Origin of the sequence: Chryseobacterium sp. POL2, assembly GCF_011058315.1 — a bacterium.
Taxonomy (GTDB): domain Bacteria; phylum Bacteroidota; class Bacteroidia; order Flavobacteriales; family Weeksellaceae; genus Soonwooa.
Map to the genome: position 1 here is coordinate 526,935 of NZ_CP049298.1, position 15,155 is coordinate 542,089.

Annotated in this window: 17 protein-coding genes; 12 read left to right on the forward strand and 5 right to left on the reverse strand. The window is 32.0% G+C overall.

What is annotated here, in order from left to right; genetic code table 11:
• Positions 1–45 precede the first annotated feature (45 nt).
• The 11 genes from G6R40_RS02445 (at position 46) to G6R40_RS02495 (ending at position 11,705) form a co-directional block, all read left to right on the forward strand.
• Entirely contained in the window at positions 46–1,056 is a 1,011-nt protein-coding gene (locus G6R40_RS02445; protein ID WP_228455895.1) for a cytochrome-c peroxidase, read from the forward strand.
• Positions 1,056–2,003: a transporter gene (locus tag G6R40_RS02450; RefSeq protein ID WP_165131076.1), complete on the forward strand. Its 948-nt coding sequence runs from the start codon at positions 1,056–1,058 to the stop codon at positions 2,001–2,003. The genes G6R40_RS02445 and G6R40_RS02450 overlap by 1 nt, the downstream gene beginning before the upstream one ends.
• A 72-nt stretch (positions 2,004–2,075) precedes the next feature.
• The gene (locus G6R40_RS02455; RefSeq protein WP_165131078.1) at positions 2,076–2,984 is read left to right on the forward strand and encodes a hypothetical protein; all 909 of its coding nucleotides are present in this window, start codon (positions 2,076–2,078) and stop codon (positions 2,982–2,984) included.
• 89 nt (positions 2,985–3,073) lie between these two features.
• Positions 3,074–3,352 carry a helix-turn-helix domain-containing protein gene (locus G6R40_RS02460; RefSeq protein WP_165131080.1) on the forward strand — a complete coding sequence of 93 codons (279 nt, stop codon included), beginning with the start codon at positions 3,074–3,076 and terminating at the stop codon, positions 3,350–3,352.
• A 141-nt stretch (positions 3,353–3,493) separates the two neighbouring features.
• Positions 3,494–5,674 carry a VapE domain-containing protein gene (locus tag G6R40_RS02465; protein WP_165131082.1) on the forward strand — a complete coding sequence of 727 codons (2,181 nt, stop codon included), beginning with the start codon at positions 3,494–3,496 and terminating at the stop codon, positions 5,672–5,674.
• Between the two features lie 423 nt (positions 5,675–6,097).
• The gene (locus G6R40_RS02470; RefSeq protein ID WP_165131084.1) at positions 6,098–7,102 is read left to right on the forward strand and encodes a CBASS cGAMP synthase; all 1,005 of its coding nucleotides are present in this window, start codon (positions 6,098–6,100) and stop codon (positions 7,100–7,102) included.
• Positions 7,102–8,778 (forward strand): ThiF family adenylyltransferase, encoded by a 1,677-nt coding sequence (locus G6R40_RS02475; RefSeq protein ID WP_165131085.1) that lies wholly within the window; start codon positions 7,102–7,104, stop codon positions 8,776–8,778. Before G6R40_RS02470 ends, G6R40_RS02475 begins: the two co-directional genes overlap by 1 nt.
• Positions 8,778–9,401, forward strand: a complete 624-nt coding sequence (locus G6R40_RS02480) for a hypothetical protein (protein ID WP_165131086.1) — start codon at positions 8,778–8,780, stop codon at positions 9,399–9,401. Before G6R40_RS02475 ends, G6R40_RS02480 begins: the two co-directional genes overlap by 1 nt.
• Positions 9,398–9,841 (forward strand): hypothetical protein, encoded by a 444-nt coding sequence (locus G6R40_RS02485; protein ID WP_165131087.1) that lies wholly within the window; start codon positions 9,398–9,400, stop codon positions 9,839–9,841. Before G6R40_RS02480 ends, G6R40_RS02485 begins: the two co-directional genes overlap by 4 nt.
• Positions 9,838–10,317 carry a Mov34/MPN/PAD-1 family protein gene (locus G6R40_RS02490; protein WP_165131088.1) on the forward strand — a complete coding sequence of 160 codons (480 nt, stop codon included), beginning with the start codon at positions 9,838–9,840 and terminating at the stop codon, positions 10,315–10,317. The genes G6R40_RS02485 and G6R40_RS02490 overlap by 4 nt, the downstream gene beginning before the upstream one ends.
• Before the next feature lie 962 nt (positions 10,318–11,279).
• A complete protein-coding gene (locus tag G6R40_RS02495) occupies positions 11,280–11,705 on the forward strand; it encodes a DUF6943 family protein (protein ID WP_165131089.1) in 426 nt (141 codons plus the stop codon).
• 198 nt (positions 11,706–11,903) lie between these two features.
• Here the strand turns inward: G6R40_RS02495 and G6R40_RS02500 are convergent, their stop codons facing one another.
• From G6R40_RS02500 to G6R40_RS02515, 4 genes are all read right to left on the reverse strand, one after another.
• Entirely contained in the window at positions 11,904–12,182 is a 279-nt protein-coding gene (locus G6R40_RS02500; RefSeq protein WP_165131090.1) for a hypothetical protein, read from the reverse strand.
• Positions 12,172–12,435, reverse strand: a complete 264-nt coding sequence (locus tag G6R40_RS02505; protein ID WP_165131091.1) for a hypothetical protein — start codon at positions 12,433–12,435, stop codon at positions 12,172–12,174. The genes G6R40_RS02500 and G6R40_RS02505 overlap by 11 nt, the downstream gene beginning before the upstream one ends.
• A gap of 12 nt (positions 12,436–12,447) precedes the next feature.
• Entirely contained in the window at positions 12,448–12,900 is a 453-nt protein-coding gene (locus G6R40_RS02510) for a DUF5675 family protein (RefSeq protein ID WP_165131092.1), read from the reverse strand.
• A gap of 79 nt (positions 12,901–12,979) precedes the next feature.
• Entirely contained in the window at positions 12,980–13,783 is an 804-nt protein-coding gene (locus G6R40_RS02515; RefSeq protein ID WP_165131094.1) for a hypothetical protein, read from the reverse strand.
• 108 nt (positions 13,784–13,891) lie between these two features.
• On the opposite strand from G6R40_RS02515, the gene G6R40_RS02520 reads away from it, so the two are divergent.
• Positions 13,892–14,383, forward strand: a complete 492-nt coding sequence (locus G6R40_RS02520) for a thermonuclease family protein (protein WP_165131096.1) — start codon at positions 13,892–13,894, stop codon at positions 14,381–14,383.
• Between the two features lie 120 nt (positions 14,384–14,503).
• Here G6R40_RS02520 and G6R40_RS15045 read toward each other — a convergent pair whose 3' ends face one another.
• Complete coding sequence (locus G6R40_RS15045) at positions 14,504–14,992, reverse strand: hypothetical protein (protein WP_185670500.1); 489 nt, start codon at positions 14,990–14,992, stop codon at positions 14,504–14,506.
• Positions 14,993–15,155 lie beyond the last annotated feature (163 nt).

A 15,155-nucleotide genomic window follows, 5' to 3' on the forward strand; every position in this document is an offset into this window, starting at 1 on the left:
AAAACCCAGAGAGAACACAATTGTTCTCTCTGGGTTTTTATTCTTATGATTGGATTTCTTCAATCCTGCTCGGATGAATATGAAGGAATCCCGATGGATAAAGATGAAGCTTACAATCTAGAAAAACCAAATGGTTTTCCCGAAATAGCATTTGATATTACAGGAAATCCCGTTACTGTAAATGGTGTTGCTCTTGGAAAAAAACTGTTTTACGAAGGAAAATTATCGAGAAATAATACTATTTCGTGTGGATTTTGTCATATTCAGGAAAATGCTTTTACCCATCACGGGCATCCTGTAAGTCACGGAATTGATAATAGACTCGGAATACGAAATGCACCTCCGATTCAGAATATGGCTTTTCTTAAAAATTATACTTGGGATGGTGTAAGTCATAATCTGGACGAACGTTCATTAGTGCCTATCACAACTGATTTTGAAATGGACAGTTCTATACCCGAAGTAGTTTCAAAGCTAAATGCAGACACCAATTACAAAAAAATGTTTAAAGCGGCTTTTGGAGATGAAACAATCACAGGACAAAGAATATTAAAAGCTCTTTCACAATTTATGGTAACTATGGTTTCCTCAGATTCCAAGTACGATCAAATGAAAAAAGGAATAGCCACTTTTACCAATGATGAAACCAAAGGGTATCAGCTGTTTCAGAACAAATGCATCAGTTGTCATTCCGGAGAATTATTTACAGACCAAAGTTACCGAAATACCGGAATGTATTACAATTCGCAATATGATGACAGAGGAAGATACAGAGTTACATTGGATTGGGACGACAACATGAAATTTCGTGTGCCAAGTCTTAGAAATGTAGAATATACAGCACCTTATATGCACGACGGAAGATTTTACACATTAGAGGCTGTGCTCAATTTTTATACAGACGGTGTAGAAAACCAACCCAATCTCGACCCTTTATTAAAACAGAACGGACATATCGGAATCCCGATGAATGCTCAGGAGAAGCAATACATCATCGCTTTTCTGAAAACATTAAGTGACAAAAATTTTATTACAAACCCAAAATTTGCAGAATAATGAAGAAGCTTATTTTAATTTTATTTTTTATCTCAAATATTTCTGTTTTTGCCATAGAAAAAGACAGTTTATATATTCCAAAACCTCTATTATCCGGGAATTACATTTTATTAGACGATTGTGATGCTTGTGGTTGTGCAGCCGGAAATGGCTCATCTGGTTTCGAATCACTTTTGAATCCGCAATTTATCGGGATTAAATACTTTAACCAACACTACAAAGCCAAAGAAAATTTATTTGTAAATGGTGTTACCCAAAATCAATACTTCAATACTTTACAACTTTGGGGCAAAATTCCGGTATCAAAAAAATTAAGCATATACGGAAACATACCATTTCAATTTCATGAAAAAAGAACGCTCCAAGGAGATATTAAAATTAATGGAATTGGAGACGCAAGTCTAATGGGAATTTATGAAATTCTACAATCAAAAGACAGCTACCACCAATTAAGTGGAGGATTTGGTGTAAAAATTCCAATCGGAAAATTTGATGAAAAAGGAATTACAGGCGTTAATCCAAGTTTTCAATTGGGAACAGGAAGTTGGGATTATCAATTGGCTTTAAGTTATAAATATCAAAAAAACTTATTTGCATTAATGCTAAACTCCGACTATACCATTAAAACCGAAAACAAAAAACATTATCAATTCGGGAACCAATGGAATTATGCAGTAACAGGATTTCAAAGGCTTTGGAGAAACGAAAACAGTATTTTCTCTGGAAAATTAGGATTACAAGGCGAAGTCTATGACTGGAATAAACAATTTGGGGAGCTTATGCCGAGAACCGCCGGAAGCGCATTGTACGGAAAGTTGGGTTTTGAGTTTTCATATAAAAAATTCAGTTTGGGAAGTGAACTGATGCTACCTGCTTATACCAATTTAGCAAGTGGAGATATTGAAGCTAAATCCAGGTTCAGTGTTTTTGTAAATTTTGGATTGTAATAGTGTAGTCTGTTTTAAAATAATAAACAATGATTTTTTATTATTAGTAAATTATAAAATTTAAAAATTAAGATGTCTCCAAGTAGTAAAATTAAGCATATAGTACAATTTACAGAACTGACTTCGGTTTATAAAGAGGAGGCAGATAATTCGGTATACAATATTTACAAAGAAGAAACAAAAACTAATAAAGCTTATTGTCAGGCAGTAATAGATAAAATTTTCAACCTGCCTTATGCTAAACTTCCGGAGTTTTTTAGTCATCATTGTATTTTTCTTGCAGATCCTATAAAATGGCTCAATAAGTTTGAGAAACTAATTTCCGAAAACGAAGAATTATTTACCACTTCAGGGAATCAGGGAAGAATGATAAAATGCTATACAATTATTGAAAGCAAACGGAAAGAAATAGAACAAACAGGCTATAAGCATACAGCAGCAAAACTTCCGATGATGTATGTCAATGCAGAATGCGAAGAACGGTATTTTTCTTTTAAGGAAACCAAAAAGAAAGTTCATTTGGCGGGAAGTTATACGGACAAAATAATGTTTCTGACAAAGGAGAAGTTCGATTATGAACAGGCAAGTATCGATTTTATTAATCCCAAATTGCCGGATTATTCTACACAATGTCAGAAAGAAATTGACCAGATTCAGCATATCAACAGATTGACCAATGAGTTTTCTCTTGATGTATCACAAAGCAATATTGGAATTATGCCACATAATAAATTGAAAATCAATTGCAATATCAATCAATTGGTAGATGTGTATTATCAACTGCACAGAGAATTATTTACAGATGGAAAACCTATTATTGATGGGCATATCAATGATATTACAGCAGTAATTGTCAATTCTTTTGTCGACAAAGATGGAAGAGAATTAAGTCCTCAAACCATCAGAACACTATTGACACCATCAAGGACGGATAAACGTCCTAAACCTCATAAAAGAATAGACATCGACAAATTGCTATAAAAGTTTTTAGTCCTGAAAGACCATTTTAGGACTAAAAGACTTTTTTTCTTTTATCACATTTGCTTCATAATCATAAAACCAAATGAATTATGGAAGCAATAATTTTATCCAAAGACCAATTCGATGGTCTGATGTTCAAAGTAAATGAAATTTCAGAAAAACTAAATTCAAAGAACAATCCGAAGCAGGATGTATTTTTGGATAATGAAGAATTTCTAAAGATGATGAAGATTTCCCGCAGAACCGCTCAAACGTGGAGAGACGAAGGAAAGATTTCATTTTCGCAGGTGGGTAATAAGATTTACTACAAATTGTCGGATGTAGAAAAGACCTTACAGAATTATTACAACAAATCTTTCGCAAAGTAACGGTTATGAACAATCTATACATCCGAAAAAGAAAGCCCAGAGTTACTCGCTGGGCTTTTTTCAAAATTTATAGTCACTATTTCTATAAATAATATGAATGAAAATCTGAAATCTCACGTCTGAAATCTAACATCTAATCCAATGAAAACCTCATTATTCAAAAACTTCAACGAAGTTGTAGAAAACAAAAACATCATAGAAATTCTGAACAATATCCAATCTGGAGTTTACAGAAATCAAATCACGTATTTACGAAAATCTTTGGCAGACAATAAAACCGAAGCAGCAGAAAGAGCCAAGAAATCACTTCCGGCATTTACTCCAAGTGCTACATTCAAAGGAGGTCGGAAAATGGAATTTTTGCAACAATACAATCAATTGGTTGTTTTGGATATTGATAAATTGAGTTTGGAAAAACTAACTGATACGAAGCAAAAAGCAAAAGAGAACGAATTTGTATTTTCAGCATTTATAAGTCCTTCAGGAAATGGTTTGAAAGTATTTGTAAAAGTAAATTCAGAATTAGAACAACATAAAGAAGCATTCATAAAACTGCAGAACTATTTTGAAAAACTTTTAGAAATCGAAATAGACAAATCCGGAAAAGATAGTACAAGACTATGCTTTGTTTCCTTTGATTCCGAATTATACTTAAATGAAAATTCTGCAATATTTTCTATAATTGAACAACCTGTAGACTGTCACACTGAGCGAAGTCGAAGTGTCCCCGAAAAATACCAATCATCAACCGACAACTATACTACAATCTACGAACATTGTGTTCGATTTACTGAAAAAAAAGAATCATTCGTGGAAGGCAACCGTAATAATTTTGTTTTTCAGTTGGCAAATAATCTCAATAGAAAAGGGCTTCCGGAATCTATGGCTTTAGGTTATTTGTTAGCAGATTATGGATATAATGACAAAGAAGTTACGGAAGCGGTAAAAAGTGCTTATGGTAATTCCGAACAGCATAATATCGATACTTTCAAACCAAGAAATTCAAATGGAAGAAACGAGAATAAAAAGACTGTCACATTGAGCGGTGTCGAAGTGTCTAAAAGAGTAAAAGAAGGAGATCCCGATTTTGAGGACGAAGAAGAAAAACCAAGTTTTATCGATAAATTGGAAATGTTTCTCAATAATCGTTACAATTTCAGATACAATACCGTTTTAGGAAAATTAGAATTTAAACTTTTGAATTCCTCCAAATGGAAACCAATGACTGACTTTTCAGAAAATTCCATATTAAGAGAAATCCTGAAAGCCAAAGTAAAATGCAACATCAATTCCTTACGGAATCTCTTGCATTCCGATTATTGCGAAATGTATGATCCTTTTGTAGAATACTTCAACAATCTCCCTGAAAATACAGATGAAACCGATTGGATAGAACAATTGGCAGATACCATTACAACAACAAAACAGGATTTGTGGCGGTTATGTTTTAAGAAATGGTTTGTGGCTATGGTGGCTTGTGTATTGGACGAAAAACAGGTCAATCAAACGGTAATTGTCTTTTCAGGAAAGCAAGGATTAGGAAAAACAACATGGATAGAAAAGCTAATGCCGAAAACACTTAAAGAATACATTTTTTCAGGAACCATCAATCCGAGCAATAAAGATACTTTGATACACCTTGCAGAATGTATGCTCATAAATTTGGACGAATTAGAAAATCTGAACAGAACCGAAATTGGAACGCTTAAAGAAATCATTACGAAAACCCATATCAGAATGCGGAAAGCCTATGGACACAATAATGAAAATATGCCGAGAAGAGCCAGTTTTGCAGGAAGTGTAAACACTGCACAATTTCTGAATGATACCACAGGTTCACGCCGTTTTCTTTGCTTTGAAGTAGAACATATAGAATATACCCACGAAATTGATATTAATAAAGTTTATGTTCAGGCTTTAAAATTAAAAAATGAAGGTTTTCGCCATTGGTTCAATCAGGAGGAAATCAAAGAAATCAATCAGAACAATGAGCAATACCAATTACGAAGTCCTGAAGAAGAATTACTATTAACATGGTTTGAACCTGCAACAAGAGAAAATGCAAATGCCTATTACAATGCTTCGCAAATAGCAGTGAGGTTGTCCGAAGTTGCCAAACTAAATGTGACTGATGGAACGGTAAACAAATTAGGAAAAGCATTGAAGAAACATCAATTTCAAAGATTTTCACGAAACCATGCTTATGTGTATGCTGTAAAAGAAATGTCTTATGAACAAGTTGAAGCCAAAAATAAAGACAACGGAATTCCACCAATTGAACCACCAACACAACAAAAAATACCCTTCCGATTTGATAATTGAAATTATAGATAATAATGTTATATGATATTCTTTCAAATCCACCATTTTACTCTGTTTTATGTGAGTAAGTAACGTAAGCAGATTTTAGCAAAAGAAAATTTAAAAATTTTCATTCTCAAAAAATATGCTGATTGAGGATAATCCAAAGCAATCTATTCATTAGACTTCACTCAACCGCTTCTAAATCGACAAATAAAATAGTTTTTTCAAAATCTCAAAAATTAAAAATTCTTTTTCTTTATTTTTTGGTTACGTTACTTACTTATTTCAGAAATCACGTTTTTTTCATTAAATTGCATTGTTTATTTTCTAATGAAGAATTTATGAAAATAGTGTTCCTCTTAAGAACCTATTTTTTCATTTTTTAATGACTTTTCATTATAAAGTATAAGATAATTAATATTAAAAAAAACATATGTAATAATGGCAGATAATCATTCTACATTTTTAGAATTTAATGATATTATTCGGTTAAATTCTACTAAAAAGAAACAGTTGAGAACTTCAAGAAAATCGGTTAGAGACGATATTTCTAAATACTTTAAAGATAATCGAGAAAAACATTCGGTTAGTTTCAAAGGACAAGGATCTTTTCCTATGGACACTACAATTTTACCTATAAATAATGAGTACGATGTTGATGATGGTGTTTACATCTTTGGTAAATCTGAAGATAGACCTTCTGTACAAACAGCTCATGACTGGATTTATGATGCTGTAAAAAATAGAACGGATCAAGAAACTTTAGATAAAAAATCATGTATTAGAGTTCAGTATGCAGCACAATACCATATTGATTTGCCTATTTACTATAAAACAGAGAAGGGACATGAATCTGAAATTGATGAAGAAATTCCTTTGCTCGCACACAAAACAAATGGATGGATTGAGAGTGATCCGTATAAGTTTGTAAAATGGTTTGATGAGCAGGCGAATGGTAAACCCCAACTAAAAAGAATAATAAGATATTTAAAAGCTTGGGCAGATCATCGTAGTGAAAAAAACAAAAGCTTGAAATTCCCAAATGGATTAATCTTCACAATATTAGCATGTAAACATTTTTCTGATAATTCGAGAGATGATAAATCACTATTGGATACATTAAAAAATATTCAATCAAGTATTGATGATCGTTTTCCATTCTATGGTTCTTACGAGTGTTATAGACCTACGATAGATACAAATGAAGATTTGTTAAATAAGTTTTCTGCAGAAACTGTAAAAAATAATTTCCTTGATGAGCTAAAAAAAATTATAGAATCTGGTAATCAAGCAATAGAAATGGAAAGTGCAAAAGATTCTTGTTCTAAATGGCAAAAACATTTAGGGGATAGATTTCCTTGTCAAAATATTACCGAAGATTCAGAAAAATTAGCAAAATCATTTTCAGTACAAGAAATTTTTAGACACGATAATAAATCAGCATAATGATTGATGAAATTATTAATGAAATTTCCAAAACTGAAAACTGTCGCATTCTATCTTTAGATGAAATTCGTAAAATTTCACATTTAAAAAAAAATAAGAATGTTATTGAAATAAATACAGATTTATCATCTGAATCTGGGTATATTTCAGTTGTTCTATATCTGACTTTAGAAAATGCCGAGTTACCTAAATTATATGTAAACGAGGATAGCTATGAATTAATAAAATTTATTCCGCATGTAAATCAGGATTTTAGTATTTGCATTGTTGAAGATGAATCAATAAGTTTTCATGAATCAAATCTTCCTAGAATTGCAACATATTTTATTCATAAAGCAAAAGAGATTTTATCAATAAAAAATGTTGATAAAGTGTCTGAATTTGAAGATGAGTTTAAAGCTTATTGGGAAATTCAGTATAATGGAGAAAAGGCTATTTATGAAGCTGGAATGGTTTTAATTACAAATGATGCACCTATAAAATGTGTAAGATTTACTTACAATTTTAATTTTTTCACATTTTTGCTTTACACAGATTCAGAAGAATCAAGCCGTTTATTTAATTTTTTTGATGTACGGAAAATTAAATATTACGAGATAGAAGCAATAGAAGCTACATATGATAAAGCCGTACCACCTTTCGACCTGAGTTTTACAGAATCTATTAAACTCCTTTCAGCAGAACAAATTAATATTCTAAGAAAGAAGATTAATAAAGAAGGACTAGATTCTGTAATACTTTTTTTTAGGAATAATAAAAATGAATGCTATGGATGGTGGTATGAAGAATTTATTCCAAAGATAAATCCTAAAATAGTAAAAGGACATACTTATAGTAATTGGGAGAAAATTAATTTACCACTTTATAAAAATAGTAAAGTTAGAAGGATATCCTTTTCCAATATCGGCAAAAAAAGATTGGATGTAAGGACTGCCGGTCAATTAATTGATGATGATAAAAAAGTTTGTATAATAGGATTAGGAAGTATTGGTTCTCAATTGCTTCATTTATTAACTAAAATATCATTTAACCAATACAAATTAGTGGATCATGATCTCTTGAAAGTTGAAAATATTGCACGTCACCAATATGGTTTTTCCGAGATAAATAAATTTAAGGTAGATATAGCTGAAAGAAATATTTTAGAAAAAAATCCTTTTGTTAAAGTATTAACATACAATAAATCAATAGTAAACCTTTTGAATGAGAATACAAGTTTTTTTGAAAATGACGATTTTATTTTCATTGTATTAGGAATAACGAGATATGAAATTTTCATTTTGGATTATTTAATAAAAAATGGAATAAACAAGCCAGTAATAATTATTTGGGTAGAGGCATATTTATCAGGAGGTCAAATGATTTTTTCGCATCCGAATGACTTTTCTAAAGCGAAACAACTCGTTTCTAATTTTCAATATCGAGTTTTAGATGAAGAAGTATATTTGAAGGAAGGGAGTTGCCAAGGAACATATATGCCATATTCGATGGAGCATATTAATTTATATTTATCATCAATTTTTGTAGAGATTTATAAAATAATCAGCCGCCAACAAAATTATTCTACCATTTTTACATGGTTTGGAGATTTGGATTTTGTGAAAGCTAAAAATCTTAAATTGACTACTTTTGCACAAAATAAAGAATCATTTTCTTTACATAAAACTAACATCTAATGAATTTCAAATATTATAAACGAGCCAATCTTATTATTTTTATTCTTGTGCTGTCGGTTGCACTTGGTAAAATAATGATTTATCTTGAACCCCACATTAATGAATATGAAATACTAAAACAAATTAATGATTTAATGGGTGTTTTTAGTGTGGTTGGCTTGCTGGGACTAGTACTATGGTTCATTGATGAAATTGGTTGGAAATGGATTTGTTTTAATTGGTTAATTGATGTGCCAAATCTCAATGGTAGGTATAAAGGGACATTAGTTTCAAACTATAATGGTAGAACTGAAATGGATTGTATCATTGAAATCATCCAAACCGCATCAATCGTTAAATTGTATTGTTATTTTGGGAATCTATCAACCGGAGAAATATCTTCGGAGTCTAGAAGCCATACAGAAGAAATTATATGTGAGCCAAATAAATTAAATAGATTAATTTATACTTTTAAGAATAATTCAGATATTGAAGTAAATCTTAACGATCATGAAGGAGCAGGTTCTTTATCGTATTTTAAAGATATAAAAAAGTTGGATGGCACCTATTTTAATAGAAGAGGTAATACTGGTAAAATCGAAGTAATATTTGAACAAAAAAAACTTTTAAAAAGATTTATATGAAAGCTGTTTCCGAATTTACAGAATTACTAATTGAACTTGCTGAAATACAAGATGTAGATTTTTCTGGAATAGGTTTAATTCTATATTCTTCTTTAGATAATTTGGATTTTATTCTAATGAAAGATAATGCAATCCTTTCAAATAAGCTAATTAGAGGTAAAGTAGAATTATTGAAATTTATCAAAGAAATATCTAGCCACGATAATTATTTTCATGACGGATTTCATTTAATAAATGAAAAATTAGAATTAACCCATTTATCCGCATTTATATCTCCTAAAATTAATAATGATTTAATTGTTTTTGATGGATATGGAAGCAGATATCGTACTGCTATATATTCTTCATTGTGTCCAGGTATCTTAGCAACAGGAGTAATAGGAAAGTCTTATGGACCATTTGTTTTTCAAAATGGTAATACTTACAATGTTAGTATATGATAGAGGAGTTATTGGTTGACTTCGATGTGATAATGCTAAGAATATATTCTGAAGTAATTTTAGTATTTAAAAAATATAAACAAGAGGCAAATAATAAAAATGAATCAGGAGGTGTTTTATCAGGTTTTTATTTGGACGAATATTCATATAGAATTACTGATGCATCAGTTCCTACAGAATTAGATAGGTCAGGAAAATATTTTTTTAATAGAGCTAAAGGAAGTGCACAAAGTTTTATAAGTAAACTATTTAAAAAAAGTAAAGGTAGAAAGATTTATCTTGGAGAATGGCATACTCACCCAGAAGATATTCCTACTCCTTCATATCTTGATATAAGATCTATTAAAAAACAAATTAAAACTGTCAATTTAAATACATCTCGTATATTTTTAGTTATTGTAGGGCGTAAAAAAACTTATTTAGGCATTTATGACACCAAAGGTAATTTGATTGTAGAAAATCATATTATTATATAAAAGACTTTACTCTTCTTATACTTCCGCTCAGCCACAGCAAATTACATAATCGAAATTATACGCAAAAGCCTACGCAACAACGTGCGTTTCCACTACGCTACACCGCAACCAGCACCATCTTTGCCTATAATTTGAGATTATGTAAAATGCTTTCCTTGCAACGGGCATAGCCCTTTTGCTCCAACGCCTTTCCAACGCTTTTTTCCCACCCACCCATTTTCATAGGATGCACAAAAAGTGATGCAGAAAGTTTGGTTTTATTGCCATCGGAGAAACCCGCTTCACATCCGGAAATATTTTAAAAGCAATAAAAAAATATTCCGACTGTTCAGCAGGTTCTTCCTTCCCGCACAGCAGTATTCCGTACTGAATAAAATTGCTTTCCTGAAGCAAATCCAAGCAAAAAGCATTTTCTTTCAGCACTCCATACCGCTGTCGTTCCAACACCTTTTCACGATAGATTTACAAAACAGATTTGTTGATAATTGACCATTTCGTAAAACATCATTTTTGTGCGAGTTGTTTTACCCATTTTTGCCAACGCTTTCCAATGTTCCTTCACACCATACAAAGCAGGCTTATGTATGCCGTTTCGTCACGGCTTGCAGAAGTATGTCGCCAATTCCTAAATCCAAAGCAACATACCTCTGCTTTTTCCATTCCTTCCCAACGCTTTATGGTCATTCTTTGAAGATTTGGGTTCCTACAAAAAATAAAAAAAGGAAAGTAAGTTAGGGGGCTTCCTGAATCCAGCCGCTAAGTTCTGTAAAGGTCAAGCACTTCGTGTTTTTGGAAAAAGATTTTTTCGTATAAAATATACGCAAAAATTTTTTCCAAAAAACCTTGACAGAACGCCCCGCCCCCTTTTGAAAGGGCTTTCTTTTTTTCTTTTTTTTTCGGTTTTTTTCTTGGTTTTCTTTTAAAAATATTTCGGCGGAGCATCAATTTTTAAATCGAAAACTATGCTCAATTTCAAAGTACGCACGTACAATTCCGAAAAGGAAACGCCTGAAAATTCAATTTTCATTTTATCAAGAGGAAAAAACGCAGGAAAACCGCTTTTTGAACCTTGCCCGAATTGTTTTATCCTATATTGTAGGAACGAAACCGAAAAAGAAAACCTGTACTGGATATTTTACACCCTTTGGAAAAACGGATTTTTCCATCCGTATCTCTGCGGAAGTGTAATTGATATGCTTCGACTTTCAGAACTCAAAAAAGTCCTTCAAAAATGGATTATTCCAAGTTTTTCCAAAATGGAACAAAACGGAAAAATCCTGCAGGACATCAAAGCGGTCTATCAACTCGAACAACATTATTCCAAACAATTGAAGCAACTTGCAGAACTTCGTAGTGTTCTTGTACAGAAATACTATTACAAGATTTGATGATTTTAGCCCTTACTTTAAGGGCTTTTTTATTGCAATAACTCTGAATGAACAATAAAGGCAGTTTATTTCATAGATAATTGCTACCTATTTCATCCACTTAAATAAGGAGCTGAAAGCAAATGAATATAAAAGAAATACCCACTTAAAAAGCGGGTATTTTGGTACATAAGGAATGTTTTAAAATAGATAAACTATTTAATTTTCCTGATTTTCGGCGGAATTTTTCGGAATTACTTCCGAATTTTTGTCCGGTTCTTCAGAATTGATTGCGGTTTGTGAAATAGCTGTTGCTAAAGTTCCTCCAAGAAGTAAATAACCTCCGACTGTAATCAAAGTAGCAGGCAAAGCAACCGGAGCGGCTACTAAAACACCGCCAACTGCGGATAAAACCAAACCTGCAGAACGGATAATTTTGAACCATTTTGGAGTGGGTTCTTTAATTCTGCTGACTAAATTCAAATTGTTATTTTTCATTGTCTGAATGTTTAATGAGGTTTAATTCGATTTTATTGATTCTTTGTTCTAAATATTCTACTTTCTGATTGATAAGATCATACGAATTTTTGAACTCTGTTTTTATGACCAAAGCCATTGTTTTGACTTCGGAAATGTCTTTTTCCATACTTTTAAAATCAGTGTGCAACTGTTTTATAAAGTAGGCAACGATGCCTAAAAGTAAGCTGCTTAATGCTCCGAAAAGGATGTTTATGGTGTATTCATTTTCCATTCTTTATGATATTTAGAATTGAAAATTGTTTTCTACCAAAATTCCTTTATCCGTTCCCTGAACAACTTTAAGAAGTTTTGGATAAATAATTTTGTAGGCTTCACGACTTTGAAGAACCTGAAAATCCCCATCTTTTTTAATCCAGCTCAATCCGGTAAGCGGACAACCTGCAGTTTGCGTAATAGTATTTCCAACGTGAATATATACAGCATCAAATGTAGGTAGACCATCAATTTCTATCATTCCCCGATGCATAACGGGATAAGTATTGGCGTAAGTCTTATTCATACCGCCCCAAGTATTTAAGGTTAAATAGAATTCTCCCGTAGGAATGGCGGTTTGTTTCATTATTTTAACCAAACGTATTTTATCCTCTAATAGAAAACATTGAAAAATTCCGTCAATATACAAATGGGATAATGTACTTTGTTTGCCTTCGGCAACTCTGATTATTTTTATTCTCATAATTCATAAATGTTTTAAAAGTTCGACGAATGAAAAATAAAAGCCCTCTTTTTTGAAGAAGGCTTTCAACTGAACCATTTTAAAAAGCTTCCTCAATTTTGAGACAGTTACCGGAAGCAAAAGGATAATATTGACCGTTAACTTCCTGAAAAAATTCAATTCCTATACATTGGACAACAGAAACATTTGCTCCAAGTGTTGGCGTTCCAGGTAGAGTAGCGGTTATCGTTGCTCCTGAATAAGATTGGTTTAAAGGGATGTAAGGAGAATATTCTACTACATTCAATTCGTTATTGTCCATATCGTCAGGTTCATAACTTCCTGTCGTTGGATTATAGGAAAAGTCAGCCAATACGGCTAAAGCATTCAATAAACGGAAATGCGTAGAACCTGACGGAGCAGAAATCAAATCCACTGGCAGAAATTCATCTACGATGAAATCTGCAGATGTTCTGTCCACATCGTGATTCACATCATAAGGAGCATTGAAAATACCTGAGATAGAAAGATTTTTATTGAACTCAAATCCGTCCAAATATTTTCTTTGTGTGGAAATTTCAACTTTTCGGTAACCTCTGGCTTCGGTTCCGTCCTCCAAATTGATTTTCTTCATAATTGAAGTTAAACGACCTGTAACCTGTGGATCAGTAAATTTACCCATCAAAGCGGATAAAGCAGTTCTTAGCGATTTTCCGGCTTTGGCACATCCGCCAAATTCGTTCATGTTTTCCCGAGTTCTTTCAAACTCCGGAGCAGATTTAACCTGTTGAGCAGTAGGACCTCCTACCAATCCGGCAAAAAATCCCTGCTGACCTTTGATTTTGAAATGTCTTACGTCACCAATAGTTCCGGTGTACTTCATAAGACCTTTTTGTCTTGCCATTGTAATACGATTTTGTAATTAGAAAAGATTGAAAAACACTGTTGTCTAGACACTTACAAATATCATTTATTATCTTTATAAAATCAATAGTTAAAATACTGTAAACCAATGAAATACAACGAAATTAGTGACTTTATAGAAGAAACTCACGTCAAAATAGAAGAAGTATTGGACGGAGACACGATAAAAGTAAAGCAGGAATTCGGGCAAATATCGAAGGAAATCCGTTTGTATGGATTAGATGCCCCAGAAGTGAGAATAAACCGTAAAATGTTGGAAGATGAAGCCAAGAGCCATATTCCAAGTTCTATGCTATTGCAATATGGTTTGATGAGTTTGGATTTTGTATTGCAAGTAGCACCAATCGGAACAAGAGTAACATTACTCACGGAAAGAAAACATCAATTGGATTTTTGGAAAAGGCAATTGGCTTATGTGATTTTGCCGAATGGTTTGTGCTTGAACGAAGAACTAATAAAAAATGGATATGCAAAAGCTAGTAATAATTATTACTGTCAACTACTTCCTAAATATCAAGCGTTAAACCTACAAGCTAAACAGCAAAAGCAGGGAATCTACCAATTTACTGATGTTTTCTAATTTGTTGTATTTATGTTGTACAATGATAAGTAAGTGAGTAAGATAACCCTGTATTTATAGGCTTTTTGGAACAAAGTTTATATAATACAATGTTAGCAGAAGTTGCAATTGGGAACTTTTTTACTGCTTTTTTGTTTTTGAAGATTTGATTCCTGTTAAAATAATTGATACTAACATTAGTGAAATTCCAATTATCAAAAATGGAATCCAGAATATGAAACAAAATTCAGACAATTTTATGATAAATTTACTATAATCACCTCGCGAAACAAACATTCCAGCACCAAATATTAACATTAAAATTGATGAAAGAAGTAAAATTATTCCACTTATAAATAATTTTCCACGAATCGATACTTTATTTTTGGATTTAATGTTTTCAGGTTCATAAATTCCCCAAATATTGTTTGAAAATTCTCCAGCTGAAAATATAATTTTCTTTCCGTTATTATTTATTTCATAAACATCAAAAATATAATTTTGATTATAAATTGGATCTTTAATATTTATTTTTTCGCCTGTATTATTCCATTGTTTACTCCAAATATTAATGTTTTGAATCAAATATGGTTCTCCATCTTTAATTGTTTTTGAAAATTTCCAATTCATAATCTTTGCGGAATATTTGTATGCAATTTCTGCTAACGGAAAAAGTATTGGCGAAGTGCGGGCTAAATGGAACGAAAAGTTCTATTTAGACCAATCGTAGCCAATATTTTTTCAATGGAACTAATTTAAGCAAAAAAGTGGAATTGGAAAATATTGGCGGCTA

What these genes read in the sequence shown, in the direction of transcription:
- G6R40_RS02445 (WP_228455895.1), top strand. Translation starts at nt 46, where the DNA reads ATGATTGGATTTCTTCAATCCTGCTCGGATGAATATGAAGGAATCCCG.
- G6R40_RS02450 (WP_165131076.1), top strand. Translation starts at nt 1,056, where the DNA reads ATGAAGAAGCTTATTTTAATTTTATTTTTTATCTCAAATATTTCTGTT.
- G6R40_RS02455 (WP_165131078.1), top strand. Translation starts at nt 2,076, where the DNA reads ATGTCTCCAAGTAGTAAAATTAAGCATATAGTACAATTTACAGAACTG.
- G6R40_RS02460 (WP_165131080.1), top strand. Translation starts at nt 3,074, where the DNA reads ATGGAAGCAATAATTTTATCCAAAGACCAATTCGATGGTCTGATGTTC.
- G6R40_RS02465 (WP_165131082.1), top strand. Translation starts at nt 3,494, where the DNA reads ATGAAAACCTCATTATTCAAAAACTTCAACGAAGTTGTAGAAAACAAA.
- G6R40_RS02470 (WP_165131084.1), top strand. Translation starts at nt 6,098, where the DNA reads ATGGCAGATAATCATTCTACATTTTTAGAATTTAATGATATTATTCGG.
- G6R40_RS02475 (WP_165131085.1), top strand. Translation starts at nt 7,102, where the DNA reads ATGATTGATGAAATTATTAATGAAATTTCCAAAACTGAAAACTGTCGC.
- G6R40_RS02480 (WP_165131086.1), top strand. Translation starts at nt 8,778, where the DNA reads ATGAATTTCAAATATTATAAACGAGCCAATCTTATTATTTTTATTCTT.
- G6R40_RS02485 (WP_165131087.1), top strand. Translation starts at nt 9,398, where the DNA reads ATGAAAGCTGTTTCCGAATTTACAGAATTACTAATTGAACTTGCTGAA.
- G6R40_RS02490 (WP_165131088.1), top strand. Translation starts at nt 9,838, where the DNA reads ATGATAGAGGAGTTATTGGTTGACTTCGATGTGATAATGCTAAGAATA.
- G6R40_RS02495 (WP_165131089.1), top strand. Translation starts at nt 11,280, where the DNA reads ATGCTCAATTTCAAAGTACGCACGTACAATTCCGAAAAGGAAACGCCT.
- G6R40_RS02500 (WP_165131090.1), bottom strand. Translation starts at nt 12,182, where the DNA reads ATGAAAAATAACAATTTGAATTTAGTCAGCAGAATTAAAGAACCCACT.
- G6R40_RS02505 (WP_165131091.1), bottom strand. Translation starts at nt 12,435, where the DNA reads ATGGAAAATGAATACACCATAAACATCCTTTTCGGAGCATTAAGCAGC.
- G6R40_RS02510 (WP_165131092.1), bottom strand. Translation starts at nt 12,900, where the DNA reads ATGAGAATAAAAATAATCAGAGTTGCCGAAGGCAAACAAAGTACATTA.
- G6R40_RS02515 (WP_165131094.1), bottom strand. Translation starts at nt 13,783, where the DNA reads ATGGCAAGACAAAAAGGTCTTATGAAGTACACCGGAACTATTGGTGAC.
- G6R40_RS02520 (WP_165131096.1), top strand. Translation starts at nt 13,892, where the DNA reads ATGAAATACAACGAAATTAGTGACTTTATAGAAGAAACTCACGTCAAA.
- G6R40_RS15045 (WP_185670500.1), bottom strand. Translation starts at nt 14,992, where the DNA reads ATGAATTGGAAATTTTCAAAAACAATTAAAGATGGAGAACCATATTTG.